This is a genomic window from Pseudoduganella flava, assembly GCF_007830495.1.
Taxonomy (GTDB): domain Bacteria; phylum Pseudomonadota; class Gammaproteobacteria; order Burkholderiales; family Burkholderiaceae_D; genus Rugamonas; species Rugamonas flava.
Genome location: NZ_VLKW01000004.1, coordinates 342050 through 356211 on the forward strand (window position 1 = coordinate 342050; position 14162 = coordinate 356211).

Here is a 14162-nt window from a genome sequence, read left to right on the forward strand (position 1 = left end):
ATGATGCCGTTAAGTTAGCAAGCTGCGTGCGCTGAAGACGCTTGCTTGCACCCCAACGGCAAAGGCTGGGGTCAGACCCGTCGGGTCTGACCCCGGGGTTTCGGGTCTCGGGTTTGCCTTAACGGTGCAGCCAGGTTTGATAGAACGCGACGAATGCGTGGGCCTTGCGGGAGACGTGCCGGCCCGGCGGGAACACGGCGTATGTGCCGCCGGCAGGCAGCGACCAGTCGGGCAGCAGCCGGACCAGCGTGCCGGCGCGCAGGTCCGGTTCGGCGCTGTACTGGTCGAGCACCGTGATGCCGACGCCTTCGCGCACCAGCGCGCGCAGCGCGCCGGCCGAGTCGGTGCGGATGCGCGAACGCAGGTGCACGGTGCGGGTTGCGCCGCTGGTTGAGGTCAGCGTCCACTTCAGCGGTGTCGGCAGCCGCGTCAGCGCGAGCCAGTCCAGCGCTGGGAGGTCTTCCGGTGCGTGTGGCGGCGCGACCCGTTCCAGGTAAGCCGGCGCGGCGACCAGGTATTGGTCGAAACTCCCCAGCTTCACGGCGCGCAGCGACGAGTCGCGCAGCCAGCCCATGCGGATGGCGACGTCGATCCCTTCCGCGACAAGATCGGCGATCGCGTCGCCCGCCCGCAAGTCGAGCGCCAGCGCCGGATGCAGTGCGGCGAAGCGGGCCAGCGCGGGCGCGAGCGATTGCGCGGCGAAGTCCGCCGGCGCCGTGATGCGCAGGCTGCCCGTCAGCACGGCAGTGGACGCATGCACGTTGTCGACGGCCGCGCGCAGCTGCAGCAGCAGCGGGGCGCAGGCGTCGTGCAGCGCCTGGCCCGCTTCGGTGGGCACCACGCGCCGCGTCGTGCGCGTGAACAGCGTGGCACCCAGCCGCGTCTCCAGCCGCGCCACCTCCACGCTCACCTTGGCCGGCGCAACGCCCAGCCGCGCCGCCGCCTTCGCGAAGCCGCCCGCCTCGACGACGGCGGCAAACACGACAAGGTCGTTCAAATCGATCTGCCCGGGAAGTGCCATCACATTATTAAGAATTGACGATGAATGAATTATCGATTGATCCGTTTATTCAATCAACCGGCTGGCGCATCATGCTGGGATACTCAACCCGAAAGAAAGGAAGAACATGAACATCGCATTGATCGGCGCCACCGGCTACGTGGGCGCGAAGCTGCTGGAAGAAGCGGCCGCACGCGGCCACCAGGTGAAGGCACTGGTGTCGCGGCCGGAGAAGGTACCGGCGCTCGCCGGTGTGCAGGCGGTCCAAGCGAACGCGTTGGACGCCCAGGCGCTTGCCGCCCAGCTGGCCGGCGCGGACGTCGTCATCAGCGCGTTCAGCGGCCATGCGCAGCAGGACGTGTACGCCTACTACCTGCAGGGCTTCGACGCGATCGTCGCCGCGGCGAAAGCGGCGCGCGTGCCGCGCCTGCTGGTGGTCGGCGGCGCCGGCAGCCTGGAGGTGGCGCCCGGCGTGCAGCTGGTCGATACGCCGCAGTTCCCGGAACAGTGGAAGGCCACGGCCGAAGGCGCGCGCGAAGCGCTGCGCCGGCTGCGTGCCGAGCCCGAACTGAACTGGACAATGCTGAGCCCCGCGGCCCACCTGGAGCCGGGCAGCCGCACCGGCAAGTTCCGCCTGGGGACCGATCAGCTGCTGGCCGATGCCGAAGGCAACAGCCGCATCTCGGTCGAGGATTACGCGGTGGCGATGCTGGACGAGGCCGAGCGCCCCGCACACCCGCGCAGCCGCTTCACGGTGGCGTATTGAAGCCGCGGCCGCAAAACACGGCCACAAAAACAAAAACCGCCCGGAAGGGCGGTTTTTTTGTCTGCGCCGTCCGAAGACGGCCAGCCGATATTACTTGGCCGGAGCAGCGGCAGCAGCCGAAGCAGCTTCGGAAGCTGCGGAAGCAGCAGCGGAAGCGGCGGTAGCAGCGTCAGCAGCTGCGGAAGCAGCAGCGTCAGCAGCCGGAGCGGCAGCAGGAGCAGCAGCGTCAGCGGCCGGAGCGGCAGCCGGTGCAGCAGCGTCAGCTGCCGGTGCGGTTGCTTCAGCAGCCGGAGCAGCAGGTGCTTCTTCTTTCTTCGAGCAAGCAGCCAGGGCAACGGCCAGCAGGGAGGCGATCAGCAGGGACTTTTTCATTTGTTTTCCTTAATTAATTCACAAATTAATGACAATGTTGCGATGAATAATTACCGGTAATTATCGCTCATGAGGGCGTTCCGGGGTCTTGCGGACCATACGGTGCCCTAGACACAACGGAAACTTCCTGCCCGAATATTATAGCGATTCTTGATGAGTCGCAATAGCAACACAAGATAGTTTCATAAGTATTTTGCACAATCGCAATATTTCCGCGCTGTACAGACTTACCTCATTGTGCCTGCTTACCGGCTTACCTGTCGCACCTTTTGTACGGCAGGCAAAATTGTACCGATTTCCAGCTTACAATCCAGTCACATTTGCATGTAAACCAGGCTGGGTCTCGGTCCAGATACCCTGAAAACGTTCCAGCGGCGTTTGGGTTGACGAAGGATCATCAAAAATCGCTTCGCCGCGGAAGTGGTCGCTGTGGAAGCGCCGCACGACGTGCCGTTCGTCGGCCACGCAGAATGAATCCGTCAGCTGGTGCAACGTCCGGTTCGTCAGCCGGCATTCGATCAGGTGGCTGTAGTCCCGCAGCAGGCGCAGGAAGCGGGGCGCGTCGCGTTCCAGTTTCGCATTGCTGTGCGCCGCCAGTTGCAGGCGACCGCCCTGGCGCAGGAACGTGCGCAGCAGCGCATCGCTGTGCACACCGCCCAGCTCCCACCAGCCATAGTCCGGATCGAACATCGCCAGGGTCAGCGTCGCGCGGGACAGGCACTCATCCAGCTGGGCCTGGAACCCGGCGCGGGTATCGAACGTCTGCCTGTCCATCCTGCCCCCTTTATCTTATGTGCGCAGCTCGAGCCAGCCGTCCGTGTACCACGCGTACAGCGCTTCCATCACGTCTTCGGAAGCGGAAGCCACTTCAGCGCCTTCGAGCACGCGGTGGTTGGCCAGTGCTTCCAGCGCCGCCTTGTCCGCCCGGCCGATCGCGAACGATTCGCCGTTGATGAACAGGTGCTTGCCGCGGTACAGCATCTGCGTCTTGCGCGACAGCTTGACGCCTTTTTTTCCTGCCGTCTGCGCGAAGCGGCCGGCCGGCAGCGGCTTTTCCGGGCCCGTGAAGAACACGTTGTGCTTCGGCTCGGACAGGTATTCGCCCAGGAAGATCGCGAAGTCGTCTTCCGTGAACTGCATCTTGTTCAGCTCATCGGCGATGCGGCCCACCATGCTTTTCGGGATCTCGGCCGGCTTGTTCGTCAGTTCCAGTTCCGGGTCCGCATAGCGGCCGGGCAGGTCGATCGAGTCGGCCATGAACTGCAGGAACGCCTCGCCCAATTCCTGGTAGGACGGTGCACGGAAGCCGATCGAATACGTCTGGCAGTCGCCGATCGCGATGCCGTCGTGCGCGTAGTGCGGCGGAAGGTACAGCATGTCGCCCGGCTCCAGCACGAACTCCTCGTCCGGCTTGAAGTTCGCCAGGATTTTCAGCGGGAGGCCCTCGATCAGCGACAGGTCCTTCTGCGGGCCGATGCGCCAGCGGCGCTGCCCCTCGGCCTGCAGCAGGAACACGTCGTACGAATCGAAGTGCGGTCCGACGCCGCCGCCGTCGGTGGCGAAGCTGACCATCAGGTCGTCCAGGCGCGCGTCCGGCACGAAGCGGAACTGGCGCAGCAGCTCGTCGCCGGCGTCGTCATGCAGGTTGATGCCCTGCACCAGCATCGTCCACTCGCGCTGGCTGCGCGGCGGCAGCTCGTGCAGCGGGCCGTGCTGCATGTCCCATTGCCCGTCCGTCGCGACCACGAGGCGCGACTCGACGTAGTCCTTCGTCGCCAGCTCGGCCAGCTGCGCGAACGGCAGCAGCGGCTTGAAGTTCGGGATGGCCTGCCGGATCAGCAGGGGTTTCTTGTGCCAGTAGTCGCGCAAAAATTGCGCCGGCGTGATGTCGCCGAGGAGGCGGAGCGGGGCGGGTTTTTTCATGCCCCGGATTATAGTGGATAAGGTCATGGCGGCGCCGCGAAAGGCGCCGCCGTGGGAGCCGGAGCCGGTATCAGGCGCTGCGGGACTTCGCGCGCCGTGCGGCGATGCCGAGCAGCCCCAGGCCCGCGGCCAGCATGCCGTACGTGGCGGGCTCCGGCACGGCCGACACCTGCACTGACATGTCGCTGCCCGTCAGGTAGACATTGAAGCCGTTCGCATGGATCGACATCCGCAGCCGGTTGGCCGGGTCGGACGTGTAGGCTTGCCACTCGGCCGCCGCCGGCAGCGTGGTGGGCCCGTGCGTGCCCGCCGGCGCAACGAAGCCGAAATCGACGACGAAGTACGGATCGGTCGTGTTGTCCATGAAGCCGCCGCCGGACACCGTGAGCCCGTCCGCCGACGCGTTGCGGTATGTGGCCAGCGACGAGCCGAAGTTGATCGTCGTGCCGCTCAGGGAGAACGTCAGCGTGTGCGACAGCAGTGCGGCGCCGCCGACCTGCGGCGTGGCGGCGTCGTCATAGGTGAAGCGGCCGGTGATCGGGTCGCCGATGTACGTCTCGAAGCCGGGAGCGAACGTGTGGTCCACGTCCTGGTACGTGTAAGGGTCCAGGTATTCCTCGGCGATGCCGGTGACCCACAGCGAATAGTCGACCGTCACGATGTCCGCCCGGGCACTGCCGGCGGCAAGAAGGGCTGCTGCTGCAAACGAAAGCACGGTTTTCTTCATGGTGTCCCCCAGCGAGTGGATAGCGTTATGAAATGTTTATTTGCTAATAAATTGTCACGTATCCCGACCGGTTTGTCCATCCGATTCCGGCCCCGTTTCGTGGTGAGCGCACCACGGCGGTGGGCCTCGCATGGTGGGGGTATAATCGCGCCACTGAACCTGAAAGGAAGTCAAATGAAGATCGCCAAGAACACCGTCGTGACCGTGCAATACAAACTGTCCGACGCTCAGAACAATCTGATCGAGGATGGCCGCGAGCCGATGGTGTACCTGCATGGCGGGTACGAGAACACGCTGCCGAAGATCGAGGAAGAGCTCGACGGCAAGGACGTCGGCTACGCGAACACGATCCAGATCGAGCCGGATGACGCGTTCGGCGATTACGACCCGGAACTGGTGAAGGTCGAGCCGCGCTCGCGCCTGCCGGAGCCGCTGGAAGTGGGCATGCAGTTCGAAGGCATGCCCGATGGCGCCGACGACGGCGAAGCGATGATCTTCACGGTGACCGACATCGCCGAAGACAAGGTCGTGCTGGACGGTAACCATCCGCTGGCCGGCATGGCGCTGCGCTTTGAACTGAAGGTGCTGGACGTGCGTGCCGCCACCGAGGAAGAGATCGCCCACGAGCACGTGCATGGCGCCCACGGCCACCACCACGACGAAGACGACGAAGGCGAGGCGGGCGACGAGTTCCGCAGCCATCCGGTGCACTGAGCAGTGCACTGAGCGGTGCACTGACCGCTACTTGCCCTGCACGGCGGGAGGCTTCGTCCTCCCGTTTTCCACGGGTGGCCTGGGCTGCCCGTGCGCTTCCTTCTCGTCGGCATTCAAGGTGAACAGCGGTTCGCCGTCCGGCATCACCCGTATCTCGTTCCATTCGCCGGCCAACGTCACATGGCCGACATTGCCGCGCCACGTCACCGTGCCCGCAGGTGCCTCGCCCTTCGCGGCAGGCTCGCGGTTCGCATCGACCAGCAGCACCTTGCCCGGGTATTTTTCCGCCAGCGTACGGATCAGCCGGCGCGGCTCAGCAAAGCCGTCATGCTTCGTCGAGAACCCTTCCAGCAACGAGAAGCCCTGTTCGACGTGCGCCCGCACGTCACCATCGGAGAACAGCACCAGGCCCGCCAGCTTGCGCCGCTTGGCAAGGCTGAACAGCCGTTGCAGCCAGGCGCGGTTCGCCACGAGCCGGTCTTCGTACTCGCTGTTGCGGCCCGCCTCGATCAGGTAGTGGTTGTTGCGGGCGGGGAGGTTCACCGTGGCGAACAGCACGCCCTTCATTTCCCAGTAGCCGTTCTCCGCATAGCTGCGGAACTTCGGGATCGCCGATTGCCGGTTCAGGTCGAACTTGCGCGCACCCAGCGTGTCGTGACCGTCGAAGTAGATCTCGCGGATGCGGTTCAGGCGCTCGATCGCGTTCGAGCGGCCGGCCGAGTTGCGGCACTGCGTCCAGTCGGCGCCCGTCAGCACGAGGATCAGCGGCTGATCGGATTTGTTCAGCAGCGCGCGCCGTTGCAGGTACAGCTTGTCGCTGCACGGCTCGCCGGCCGACTTGATGCCGGCAGCGACGACGAACGCGGGCTTTTCCTTGTCGGCCCGTTCGATCGTGCGCTTCAGGTCCTCGTCGCCCGACTCGCCGGGAAACGTGTGGGCGATGACGGCGAACGTGAAGTCCTTCTCGCCGGGCTTCCTGTCGTTGCCGCTCCTGGCCTGCGCCGGCGCGGCCGCCGCCACGGCGCCGGCAACGGCGCACAGCAGCAGGCAGGCCAGGCCGGCGGCGCGCTTCATGCGGGCAGCAGGCGCTTGATCTGGTACAGCCGGTCCAGGGCCTCGCGGGGCGACAGCGCGTCCGGATCGAGTTCGTCCAGCGCTTCGAGCAGTTCCGCCAGGCGCGGGTCCTGGGCCGGCGCCGCGGCGGCGCTGGAAGGCGCGGCTGCCGGCTCGTCGTTCGCATCGGCGCTGGGCGCGGCGAACAGGTCCAGCTGCGGCGTCGCGTCGAGCGCCTGCGCTTCCAGCCGGGCCAGGTGCTTGCGCGCCGCCTTGATGACGGGTTGCGGCACGCCGGCCAGCTGCGCCACCTGCAAGCCGTAGCTTTGCGACGCGGGGCCTTCCTGTACCGCGTGCAGGAACACGATGCTGTCCTTGTGCTCGACGGCGGAGAGGTGCACGTTGGCCGCCGTCGGATGGCTGTCGGGCAGCCGCGTCAGCTCGAAATAGTGGGTGGCGAACAGCGTGAAGCTGCGGCTCGTGTCGATCAGGTGGCGCGCGATGGCCCAGGCCAGCGCGAGGCCGTCGAACGTCGACGTGCCGCGGCCGATCTCGTCCATCAGCACCAGCGAGTGCTCCGTGGCGCCATTCAGGATCGTTGCCGCTTCCGTCATCTCCACCATGAACGTCGAGCGGCCGCCGGCCAGGTCGTCGGTCGCGCCGATGCGCGTGAAGACGCGGTCGATCGGGCCGATCGTCGCGCTGGCGGCCGGCACGTAGCTGCCGATGTAGGCCAGCAGCGTGATGAGTGCGACCTGGCGCATGAACGTCGATTTGCCGCCCATGTTCGGGCCCGTGATCAGCAGCAGGCGGCGGTCCGCCAGCAGGCGGCAGTCGTTGGCGATGAAGCGCTCGATCTGGTTCTCGACGACCGGGTGGCGGCCTTCGCGGATGTCGATGCACGCCTCGGCGACGAGCTTCGGCGCGCACCAGTTGTTGCGCAGCGCGTGCTCCGTCAGCGACGTCAGCGTATCGAGCTGCGCGATGCCTTGCGCGATCGTCTGCAAGGTGGCGATGTGCGGCGCCAGGTCGGCCAGCAGCTGGTCGTACAGCACCTTCTCGCGGGCCAGCGCGCGGTCCTGTGCGGACAGCGCCTTGTCCTCGAACGCCTTCAGTTCCGGCGTGATGTAGCGTTCGCAGTTCTTCAGCGTCTGCCGGCGGCGGTAGTCGTCCGGCACCTTGTCGGCCTGGCCGTTCGTCACCTCGATGTAGAAGCCGTGCACCTTGTTGTACTCGACGCGCAGGTTGGCGATGCCGGTACGGGCGCGCTCGCGCACTTCCAGGTCGACGAGGAACTGGCCGGCATTCTCGGACAGGCCGCGCAGCTCATCGAGTTCGGCATCGAAGCCGCGGGCGATGACGCCGCCGTCGCGCACCATCGTGGCCGGTTCCGGCATCACGGCGCGCACCAGCAAGTCCACGCACGCGTCGGGCGTTTGCAGCTGGTCGTGGATGCGGCGCAGCAGGCTGTCGGCGTTGTCCAGCTCCAGCACGCGCTGCAGCGAATGCTGCAGCTTCGGCAGCTGCTGCAGGCCGTCGCGCAGCGCGGCCAGGTCGCGCGGGCGGGCCGTCAGCAGCGCGACGCGCGTGGTGATGCGTTCGATGTCCGGCACATGCTGCAGGTGGAAGCCCAGCGAGCCGGTGGCATCGTCCTGCATCAGCGCGGCGATCGCATCGTGCCGTGCACGGGCGACGCCCTGGTCGCGGCGCGCATGGTGCAGCCAGTGGCGCAACAGGCGCGAGCCCATCGCCGTGCGGCAGTGGTCCAGCAGCGAGAACAGCGTGGGCGATTCCTGGCCGCGGATCGTCTCCGTCAGTTCCAGGTTGCGACGCGTGGCGGCATCGAGGCCGATGAATTCGGACTCCGTCTCGCAGGCCAGGTTCTTCACGTGCTGCAGGCCGCGCCCTTGCGTCGACTGGGCGTAGCGCAGCAGCGCGCCGGCCGCGCCGAAGGCCGGGCCCATGCCATCGGCGCCGAAGCCCGTCAAGGTGGCGACGCCCAGCTGGTCCAGCAGCGCCTTGTGGCCGTGCACCACGTCGAAGTGCCATTCCGGCACCTGGTTCACGTGGCACAGCGTGATCTCGTCGAACAGGTCGCCGCCGTCGGCCCGCAGGATCTCGGCGGGCACGATGCGCTCGAGCTCCTGCTGCAGGCGCGCGTTGACGGCGCGCTGGTCGCCCGAGAACTCCATCAGCCGCAGGTTGCCCGACGCGAGCGACAGCCACGCCAGCCCGCACGTGACCTGCTTGCGCTGGTTCAGCATCGCCAGGGCGAGCAGCGGGCGCTCCGACTTCTCGGGCAGCAGGTCCGAATCGGTCAGCGTGCCGGGCGTGACGATGCGCACGACCTTGCGCTCGACGGGGCCCTTGCTGGTGGCCGGATCGCCGATCTGCTCGCAGATCGCGCACGACTCGCCCAGCTTGACGAGCTTGGCCAGGTAGCCGTCCAGCGAATGGAACGGCACGCCGGCCATCTTGATCGGCACGCCATTGGCATGACCGCGCGCCGTCAGCGTGATGCCGAGGATGCGCGATGCCTTCTCGGCGTCGTCGTAGAACAGCTCATAGAAATCGCCCATCCGGTAGAACACCAGCATCGTCGGATGCTCGGCCTTGATGCGCAGATATTGCTGCATCATCGGCGTGACTTTTTCGGCGGGGCCGTTCTTCACGGCGGCGGCATTGATTTCGGCGGGAACGTTCATGTGTACGGCTGAGAGTCGAGATGCGTCGGGCGTGCATTTTACCCGGTTTGGCGGGTGGGATTGCGGTTTTGGCACGCGGTCAGGCTCATGCGGGGCACGGCGCTGATGCAGGAAGGCGTGCTCTCGATATTGCTTCCACGACCGTCGGCAACTATGCAAGCTTGGGGCGGGGCGAGAATAGGTCAGCCGCCTTTGGTGTGCAGCTGAAGAAGCATCTGGTACATCGACGTCTATCCTTACATCGACGGCATTAAGGGCGAGTCCATCGACCGGTCCCATCTTGGTGGATCGGACTGACCTTGGCCGTCGGGACGTCACACAGGCCAAGGCTGTACGTACAAAGGTTGTTGATGCCAAGGCACGATGCCCACCCGATCAGGGCCATCGCCAATTTAAAGCCCAGCGGACGAACCACCAGTGGGGCAGTGATTTCATCCATATCTCGAACCTCGCTGGACTGGCATCTTGGTTCAACCACCGCCGCTTGTTGGACCCGCTTGGCTATATACCGCCAGCCAAAGCTGAGGCAAACTGCTAGGCGCCACTGCGCAGTTAGGTCACCTCGAAACTAGGGCGATTCAGTGTTGATCCGGTATTTATGAGAGAGAAAGCAATGGGTATGAAATCTCGCAGCGCGCGAGCGCCTTATGGAGCAAAAAGCAGCACGGTTGGGGTTCTCCCAGTGCGCAACGAAGCGGAAGTCTTCGCCGAATTGGAGATGTTATGCCAGTCGCCAGGCTACGCGCGTGTGATCGCACGCATGTGCCTGCTCGACAACATGATTAGCTACGTCGGCGAGGCGACTGCACGCGACATGTTAAGACTCTACGACCCCGCTCGATTGGCTCGCAATGAAATGAACGTGTGCATTGGTTTGTGGGCGAAGGGCGCTCGAGACTTCACGTCTCTGGATCCGTGCAATGAAGACCAACTCATCGCGCGAACTAAGCGCCTATGTGAGGAAATTCACTGGGCAATGAACGAGCCGACTATGGTCGCGATGCGAGCCCTGTTTGAGGGCAAAGCGCAGGCAAGCTCGAATCCGACAGCGAGTGGCGCTGCGATGCGGGAAGCCATTTTCTACGGGGGAGAGAGCGCCTTTGCCTTCCAGTATCGTGATTTTGCGCCGGTGAGATATGCGGCTGACGAGCCATGGATTCGAGCGCGCAAGGGCTTTTCGATAAAGGAAGCTTCCGCGGTGGCTCGCGCGGTGTCTAAAACGCTCGACGTGCGCGCCGGTCAAGTGCTCTCGCGTTCGCGCGGGAATCTCGCAAAAATCGAGGACCCCTTGGACCTATACACTTTTTCGGTGCGAGACATCAGCGTTGCGGCCCGCTTGCCTGAGGAAACTTGTGAACGAGTGCTTGCGGCTTTCGCCTACCCTGCGGGGGAGAAAAACGCCCAGTTCACGAAAGTCGACGCCCGCAACATGGCCGCCATCCTCCCGGTAGTGCGTCGCGATGAGCGCTACGTCGTGTTTAATGTTGTGGACCTCTACGAGTCCCTCTACCAGCACCATATTTCTGGATGTTGCAGGACAAGTCTTACAAGCTCGCGGCGGCCCATCGGGGCCAATTCACCGAGGAGTTTGCGCGACAGCGTTTGGCCTCGGTATTCGGGGTGGACAAGACGCTCGCAAACGTGGGGCTGATGCGCTCGAAGGACGTCGCTGGAGAAGTTGATGTCCTCGTTACCTTTTCGAAGTTTGCAATTATCGTACAGGCGAAGTCCAAGCAGTTGACGGCTGTGGCGCGCCAAGGCGATGAGAAGCAAATACAAAAGGACTTCGCGGGCGCGGTTCAGTCTGCCTGCGATCAAGGCATGGACTGCGCGAAGATGCTTTTCGATCCCGCGATCAAATGGGTCGACTCGCATGGCAGTGCGGTCGCCCCTGCGGCAGTGGAGAGGGTTTTTGTCGTTTGCCTAGTCGCTGACCACTATCCAGCGTTGGCCGCGCAGGCCCGACAATTTCTGCGATTCGATACTGTCGATCGTGTGGCCTCGCCGTTAGTGATGGACGTTTTCCTGCTTGACGCTTTGGCTGAGATGCTCGACACGCCACTGCACTTTCTGAACTATCTGGAACGTCGCAGCGGATACGCCGACCAGGTGATGTCGAACCACGAGCTGAACATCTTAGGATTTCATCTCGTCCAAAATCTCCACATGCAGGAAGACGCGTCCCTGTTTCATCTGGGCGACGACTTCGGAATCGACTTGGAACTGGCGATGTTAGCGCGTAGGGAGGGGCTCGAAGCGCCACGAACACCCAGGGGAATTCTAACGATCCTTGATGGCACGACGCTGGGAGCGCTGTTGAGGCAGATTGAATATAGGCCGGAGCCTGGTATGGTGGAGCTGGGCTTCGCAATTTTGGCGATGAGCGAAAACGCACTCAATCAAGCCAACGCGGCGCTGTCAGCAATCATGCGTTTGTCTCAAATTGATAATGGCCGCCATGACTTCACAGTCCAGCTCAAAGATGGCGTCGGCTTGACATTCCACAGCTCGGCCTTGCCTGAGCAGCGGGCGCGAGACGGTCTTATGGATCATTGTGTGCGCCGAAAATACGTGCAGCAGGCATCCCGCTGGTTTGGTGTGTTGCTTCATCCCACCACTGGACAAATGCGATGCGGCGTGATGCTGGCCTCTCCATGGGAGCGCGATGCACAGCTCGACATCGCGACCGCGCACATGTCACGACGCTCGAATGTGTCCAGCGCTCAGTTGCGTCAATTCACGAGGCCACGCGATGTCGCCAAAGTGGGGCGCAACGCGCCATGCCCGTGCGGGAGCGGAAAGAAGAGCAAGCGTTGCTGCCATCCTTAGCGGTTGCGATGGCGTGATATAAAGTTAGATGACGGGGCCGTTATGTCTACAAATCATTCCAAGGCGCGGTTACGGCACCGTGCTTAAGGCGGCGGTCTGCATTAAATGTGTCGACGACCTTCCTCAAGTTGCTCGCGTGTCAGCCGTTTGGTGATGGCGTAGCCGTTCAAAAACTTCACTAGCATTGCGCTGCCCTCTCGAAAACATTCGATCACTTCAAGCCAACTGGATTCGGGGAAGTTTAGGTCCGTTTCGGATATCAATAGATTTATGGTCCCGTCTTCGTAGAGCGACTCCACGGCATCGTAAAGGTGCGAGGAGGAGAAGTGGACGTAGCCGCATAGGTTGTCGTAGACAGCGGGTAGCCAAGTGTAATCCTTCGATCGAATCTGCACCAAGCGCGCATCCGTCAATCGCTCTCCTTCGCGATCTTTAAGCTTGTTGATCGGTTTGCCCGAGATGGCAAGCGTCGCGAACTCGTGAGGATTCTTCACGAGCCACGCGGCCGAAAATCGTAGCGACGTGTCAAGGTGCGTCCGCAGCAAGGATCGCGCACTGACCATATTCCAAGATTCGATGAGAAGCTTCATTGCGGCAGACGCGCTAAGGGCGCGTTTGACTGCCCCGCTAGCAAGCAAATCTAGTGGAAACATCGGCGCACCGTTGCCACCGATCACGGCCTTCCAAGAGGAGAGCATAGTTTGCCGATCACCATCCAACCGCAGCAGCGAGGCTTGCACTAGCTCGGTATGTTGCTGCATTGCGTTCATGTGATTCCTTTGAACCGCGGCTCAAAACCAGTAGCGATTAAAGAGCACTGAAAGAAAAAATTAAGCTCTTCAACACGCGCCGCCGGGCTAAGCAGCGCAGGAAAAAACGCACGAACGTGCTGCATCATGTACCTGACTTTTTCGGCGGAGCCGTTAATCACGGCAGCGGCATTGATTTCGGTCATGTGTATGGCTGAGAGTCGGGATGCATGGGAGTGCATTTTACCCGGTTAGGCGGGTGGGATTGCGGTCATGGCACGCGACGGCGCTGCCGGGTAACTGTACTCGAGCTCGTGTCCAAATTTGAAGTCAACGCCGAAATCCGACACGGGCTCAACGTGCTCATAGCTGAGCCCGCGTCAGGAAGCAGGGTTGACCCTAGGGTGGACACGGAGTGAGCCTTAGCGCGCCGCGCCGGCGAAACTCGCCTGTCAAGGCCGGAACGGGTATAGTTCAGCCATGGAGAAACTCAAAGACTTCGCCCAGATCGTCACGGAAGCCCAGCGGGGCGAGCTGGTGTTCCCCACCAGCGTCAATGCCGCGCTGACGTTGCAGCTGACGTTGGCCGATCCGGATTGCCATGACGAAGACGTCATCCGCAAGCTGCTGGCCGAGCCGATCCTTGCCGCGCGCGCCGTGGCGCTGGCCAATTCGGCCGTGTTCCGGTCGAATGGCGCGGCGCTGGCGACCAGCGTGCGCACCGCGGTGATGCGCCTGGGTTACCGCAACCTGTACACGCTGGCCGCGGCGATGGTCGTGCGCCAGTTCGGCGCGAAGATCCGCGACCCGCAGCTGCGCCTGCAGGCCGAGCAGCTGTGGAAGTACACGGCCCATGTCGCGGCGTTGTCCTATGTGATCGCTGACCGCATCACGCACGTGGAGCCCGATACGGCGCTGTTCGCCGGCATCATGCACGAGGTGGGCGGCTTCTATCTGCTGGGCCGCGCCGATGCGATCCCTGGCCTGCTGGACGATCCGGAAGAGTGGATGGGTGCGGCGCAGGAAATCATCGCGCGCGAAATCATGAAGAAGCTGCAGGTGCCCGAGCCGGTCGCGCTGGCGATCGTGTCGCTGCGCGGCGCCGCCGTCGGCATTCCGCCGGAAGGCTTGCGCGACACGTTGCTGGTCGCGCGCTACCTGTGCCCGGTCGAGTCGCCGCTGCCGCAGGATCACGACCATGCGCTGTCGCGCACGGCCGCGCTGGCGGGCTACCTGGAGCGGCACCCCGATGTGGCGCTGGTGCTGGACGAGGCCTTCGAGCAGGCCAAGTCGATGAGTGCCGCGCTGCTGGTGTAAGTTCGAC

Annotated in this window: 14 protein-coding genes and 1 pseudogene; 6 read left to right on the forward strand and 9 right to left on the reverse strand. The window is 63.6% G+C overall.

The window, feature by feature from the left end; translation table 11 throughout:
• Positions 1-118 precede the first annotated feature (118 nt).
• Positions 119-1021, reverse strand: coding sequence for a LysR family transcriptional regulator (locus tag IP92_RS13170; RefSeq protein WP_145875512.1), 903 nt, complete (start codon positions 1019-1021; stop codon positions 119-121).
• Positions 1022-1127: 106 nt separating this feature from the next.
• On the opposite strand from IP92_RS13170, the gene IP92_RS13175 reads away from it, so the two are divergent.
• Positions 1128-1766 (forward strand): NAD(P)-dependent oxidoreductase, encoded by a 639-nt coding sequence (locus IP92_RS13175; RefSeq protein WP_145875514.1) that lies wholly within the window; start codon positions 1128-1130, stop codon positions 1764-1766.
• Positions 1767-1856: 90 nt separating this feature from the next.
• Here IP92_RS13175 and IP92_RS30455 read toward each other — a convergent pair whose 3' ends face one another.
• The 4 genes from IP92_RS30455 to IP92_RS30460 all read right to left on the reverse strand — a co-directional run bounded on the left by IP92_RS30455 (position 1857) and on the right by IP92_RS30460 (position 4788).
• A complete protein-coding gene (locus IP92_RS30455; RefSeq protein ID WP_145875517.1) occupies positions 1857-2138 on the reverse strand; it encodes a hypothetical protein in 282 nt (93 codons plus the stop codon).
• Between the two features lie 303 nt (positions 2139-2441).
• Positions 2442-2912, reverse strand: a complete 471-nt coding sequence (locus IP92_RS13185; protein ID WP_145875519.1) for a DUF7931 domain-containing protein — start codon at positions 2910-2912, stop codon at positions 2442-2444.
• Between the two features lie 15 nt (positions 2913-2927).
• Positions 2928-4061, reverse strand: coding sequence for a ribosomal protein uL16 3-hydroxylase (locus tag IP92_RS13190; protein ID WP_145875522.1), 1134 nt, complete (start codon positions 4059-4061; stop codon positions 2928-2930).
• A gap of 70 nt (positions 4062-4131) precedes the next feature.
• Entirely contained in the window at positions 4132-4788 is a 657-nt protein-coding gene (locus IP92_RS30460) for a PEP-CTERM sorting domain-containing protein (RefSeq protein ID WP_145875524.1), read from the reverse strand.
• 174 nt (positions 4789-4962) lie between these two features.
• Between IP92_RS30460 and IP92_RS13200 the strand changes: the two genes are divergently transcribed.
• Positions 4963-5502 carry an FKBP-type peptidyl-prolyl cis-trans isomerase gene (locus IP92_RS13200; RefSeq protein ID WP_145875527.1) on the forward strand — a complete coding sequence of 180 codons (540 nt, stop codon included), beginning with the start codon at positions 4963-4965 and terminating at the stop codon, positions 5500-5502.
• Positions 5503-5529: 27 nt separating this feature from the next.
• Here IP92_RS13200 and IP92_RS13205 read toward each other — a convergent pair whose 3' ends face one another.
• Both IP92_RS13205 and mutS read right to left on the reverse strand, forming a co-directional pair.
• On the reverse strand, positions 5530-6576 hold the full coding sequence (locus IP92_RS13205; RefSeq protein ID WP_199271922.1) for a hypothetical protein: 1047 nt from the start codon (positions 6574-6576) through the stop codon (positions 5530-5532).
• Positions 6573-9260, reverse strand: a complete 2688-nt coding sequence (gene mutS / locus IP92_RS13210; protein WP_229418749.1) for a DNA mismatch repair protein MutS — start codon at positions 9258-9260, stop codon at positions 6573-6575. The genes IP92_RS13205 and mutS overlap by 4 nt, the downstream gene beginning before the upstream one ends.
• 301 nt (positions 9261-9561) lie before the next feature.
• Between mutS and IP92_RS30785 the strand changes: the two are divergent.
• From IP92_RS30785 to IP92_RS13220, 3 genes and pseudogenes are all read left to right on the forward strand, one after another.
• Positions 9562-9798 (forward strand): annotated as a pseudogene (locus IP92_RS30785) (hypothetical protein); the annotation flags it as partial.
• An 81-nt stretch (positions 9799-9879) separates the two neighbouring features.
• Complete coding sequence (locus IP92_RS29885) at positions 9880-10911, forward strand: hypothetical protein (protein ID WP_158206707.1); 1032 nt, start codon at positions 9880-9882, stop codon at positions 10909-10911.
• Positions 10881-12089, forward strand: coding sequence for a YecA family protein (locus IP92_RS13220; RefSeq protein WP_158206706.1), 1209 nt, complete (start codon positions 10881-10883; stop codon positions 12087-12089). Before IP92_RS29885 ends, IP92_RS13220 begins: the two co-directional genes overlap by 31 nt.
• Positions 12090-12190: 101 nt before the next feature.
• Here IP92_RS13220 and IP92_RS13225 read toward each other — a convergent pair whose 3' ends face one another.
• Complete coding sequence (locus IP92_RS13225) at positions 12191-12859, reverse strand: hypothetical protein (RefSeq protein ID WP_145875535.1); 669 nt, start codon at positions 12857-12859, stop codon at positions 12191-12193.
• The gene (locus IP92_RS13230; RefSeq protein ID WP_145875537.1) at positions 12856-13044 is read right to left on the reverse strand and encodes a hypothetical protein; all 189 of its coding nucleotides are present in this window, start codon (positions 13042-13044) and stop codon (positions 12856-12858) included. Before IP92_RS13230 ends, IP92_RS13225 begins: the two co-directional genes overlap by 4 nt.
• 274 nt (positions 13045-13318) lie before the next feature.
• Here IP92_RS13230 and IP92_RS13235 point away from each other — a divergent pair, with 274 nt between their 5' ends.
• Entirely contained in the window at positions 13319-14155 is an 837-nt protein-coding gene (locus IP92_RS13235; RefSeq protein ID WP_145875539.1) for an HDOD domain-containing protein, read from the forward strand.
• Positions 14156-14162 lie beyond the last annotated feature (7 nt).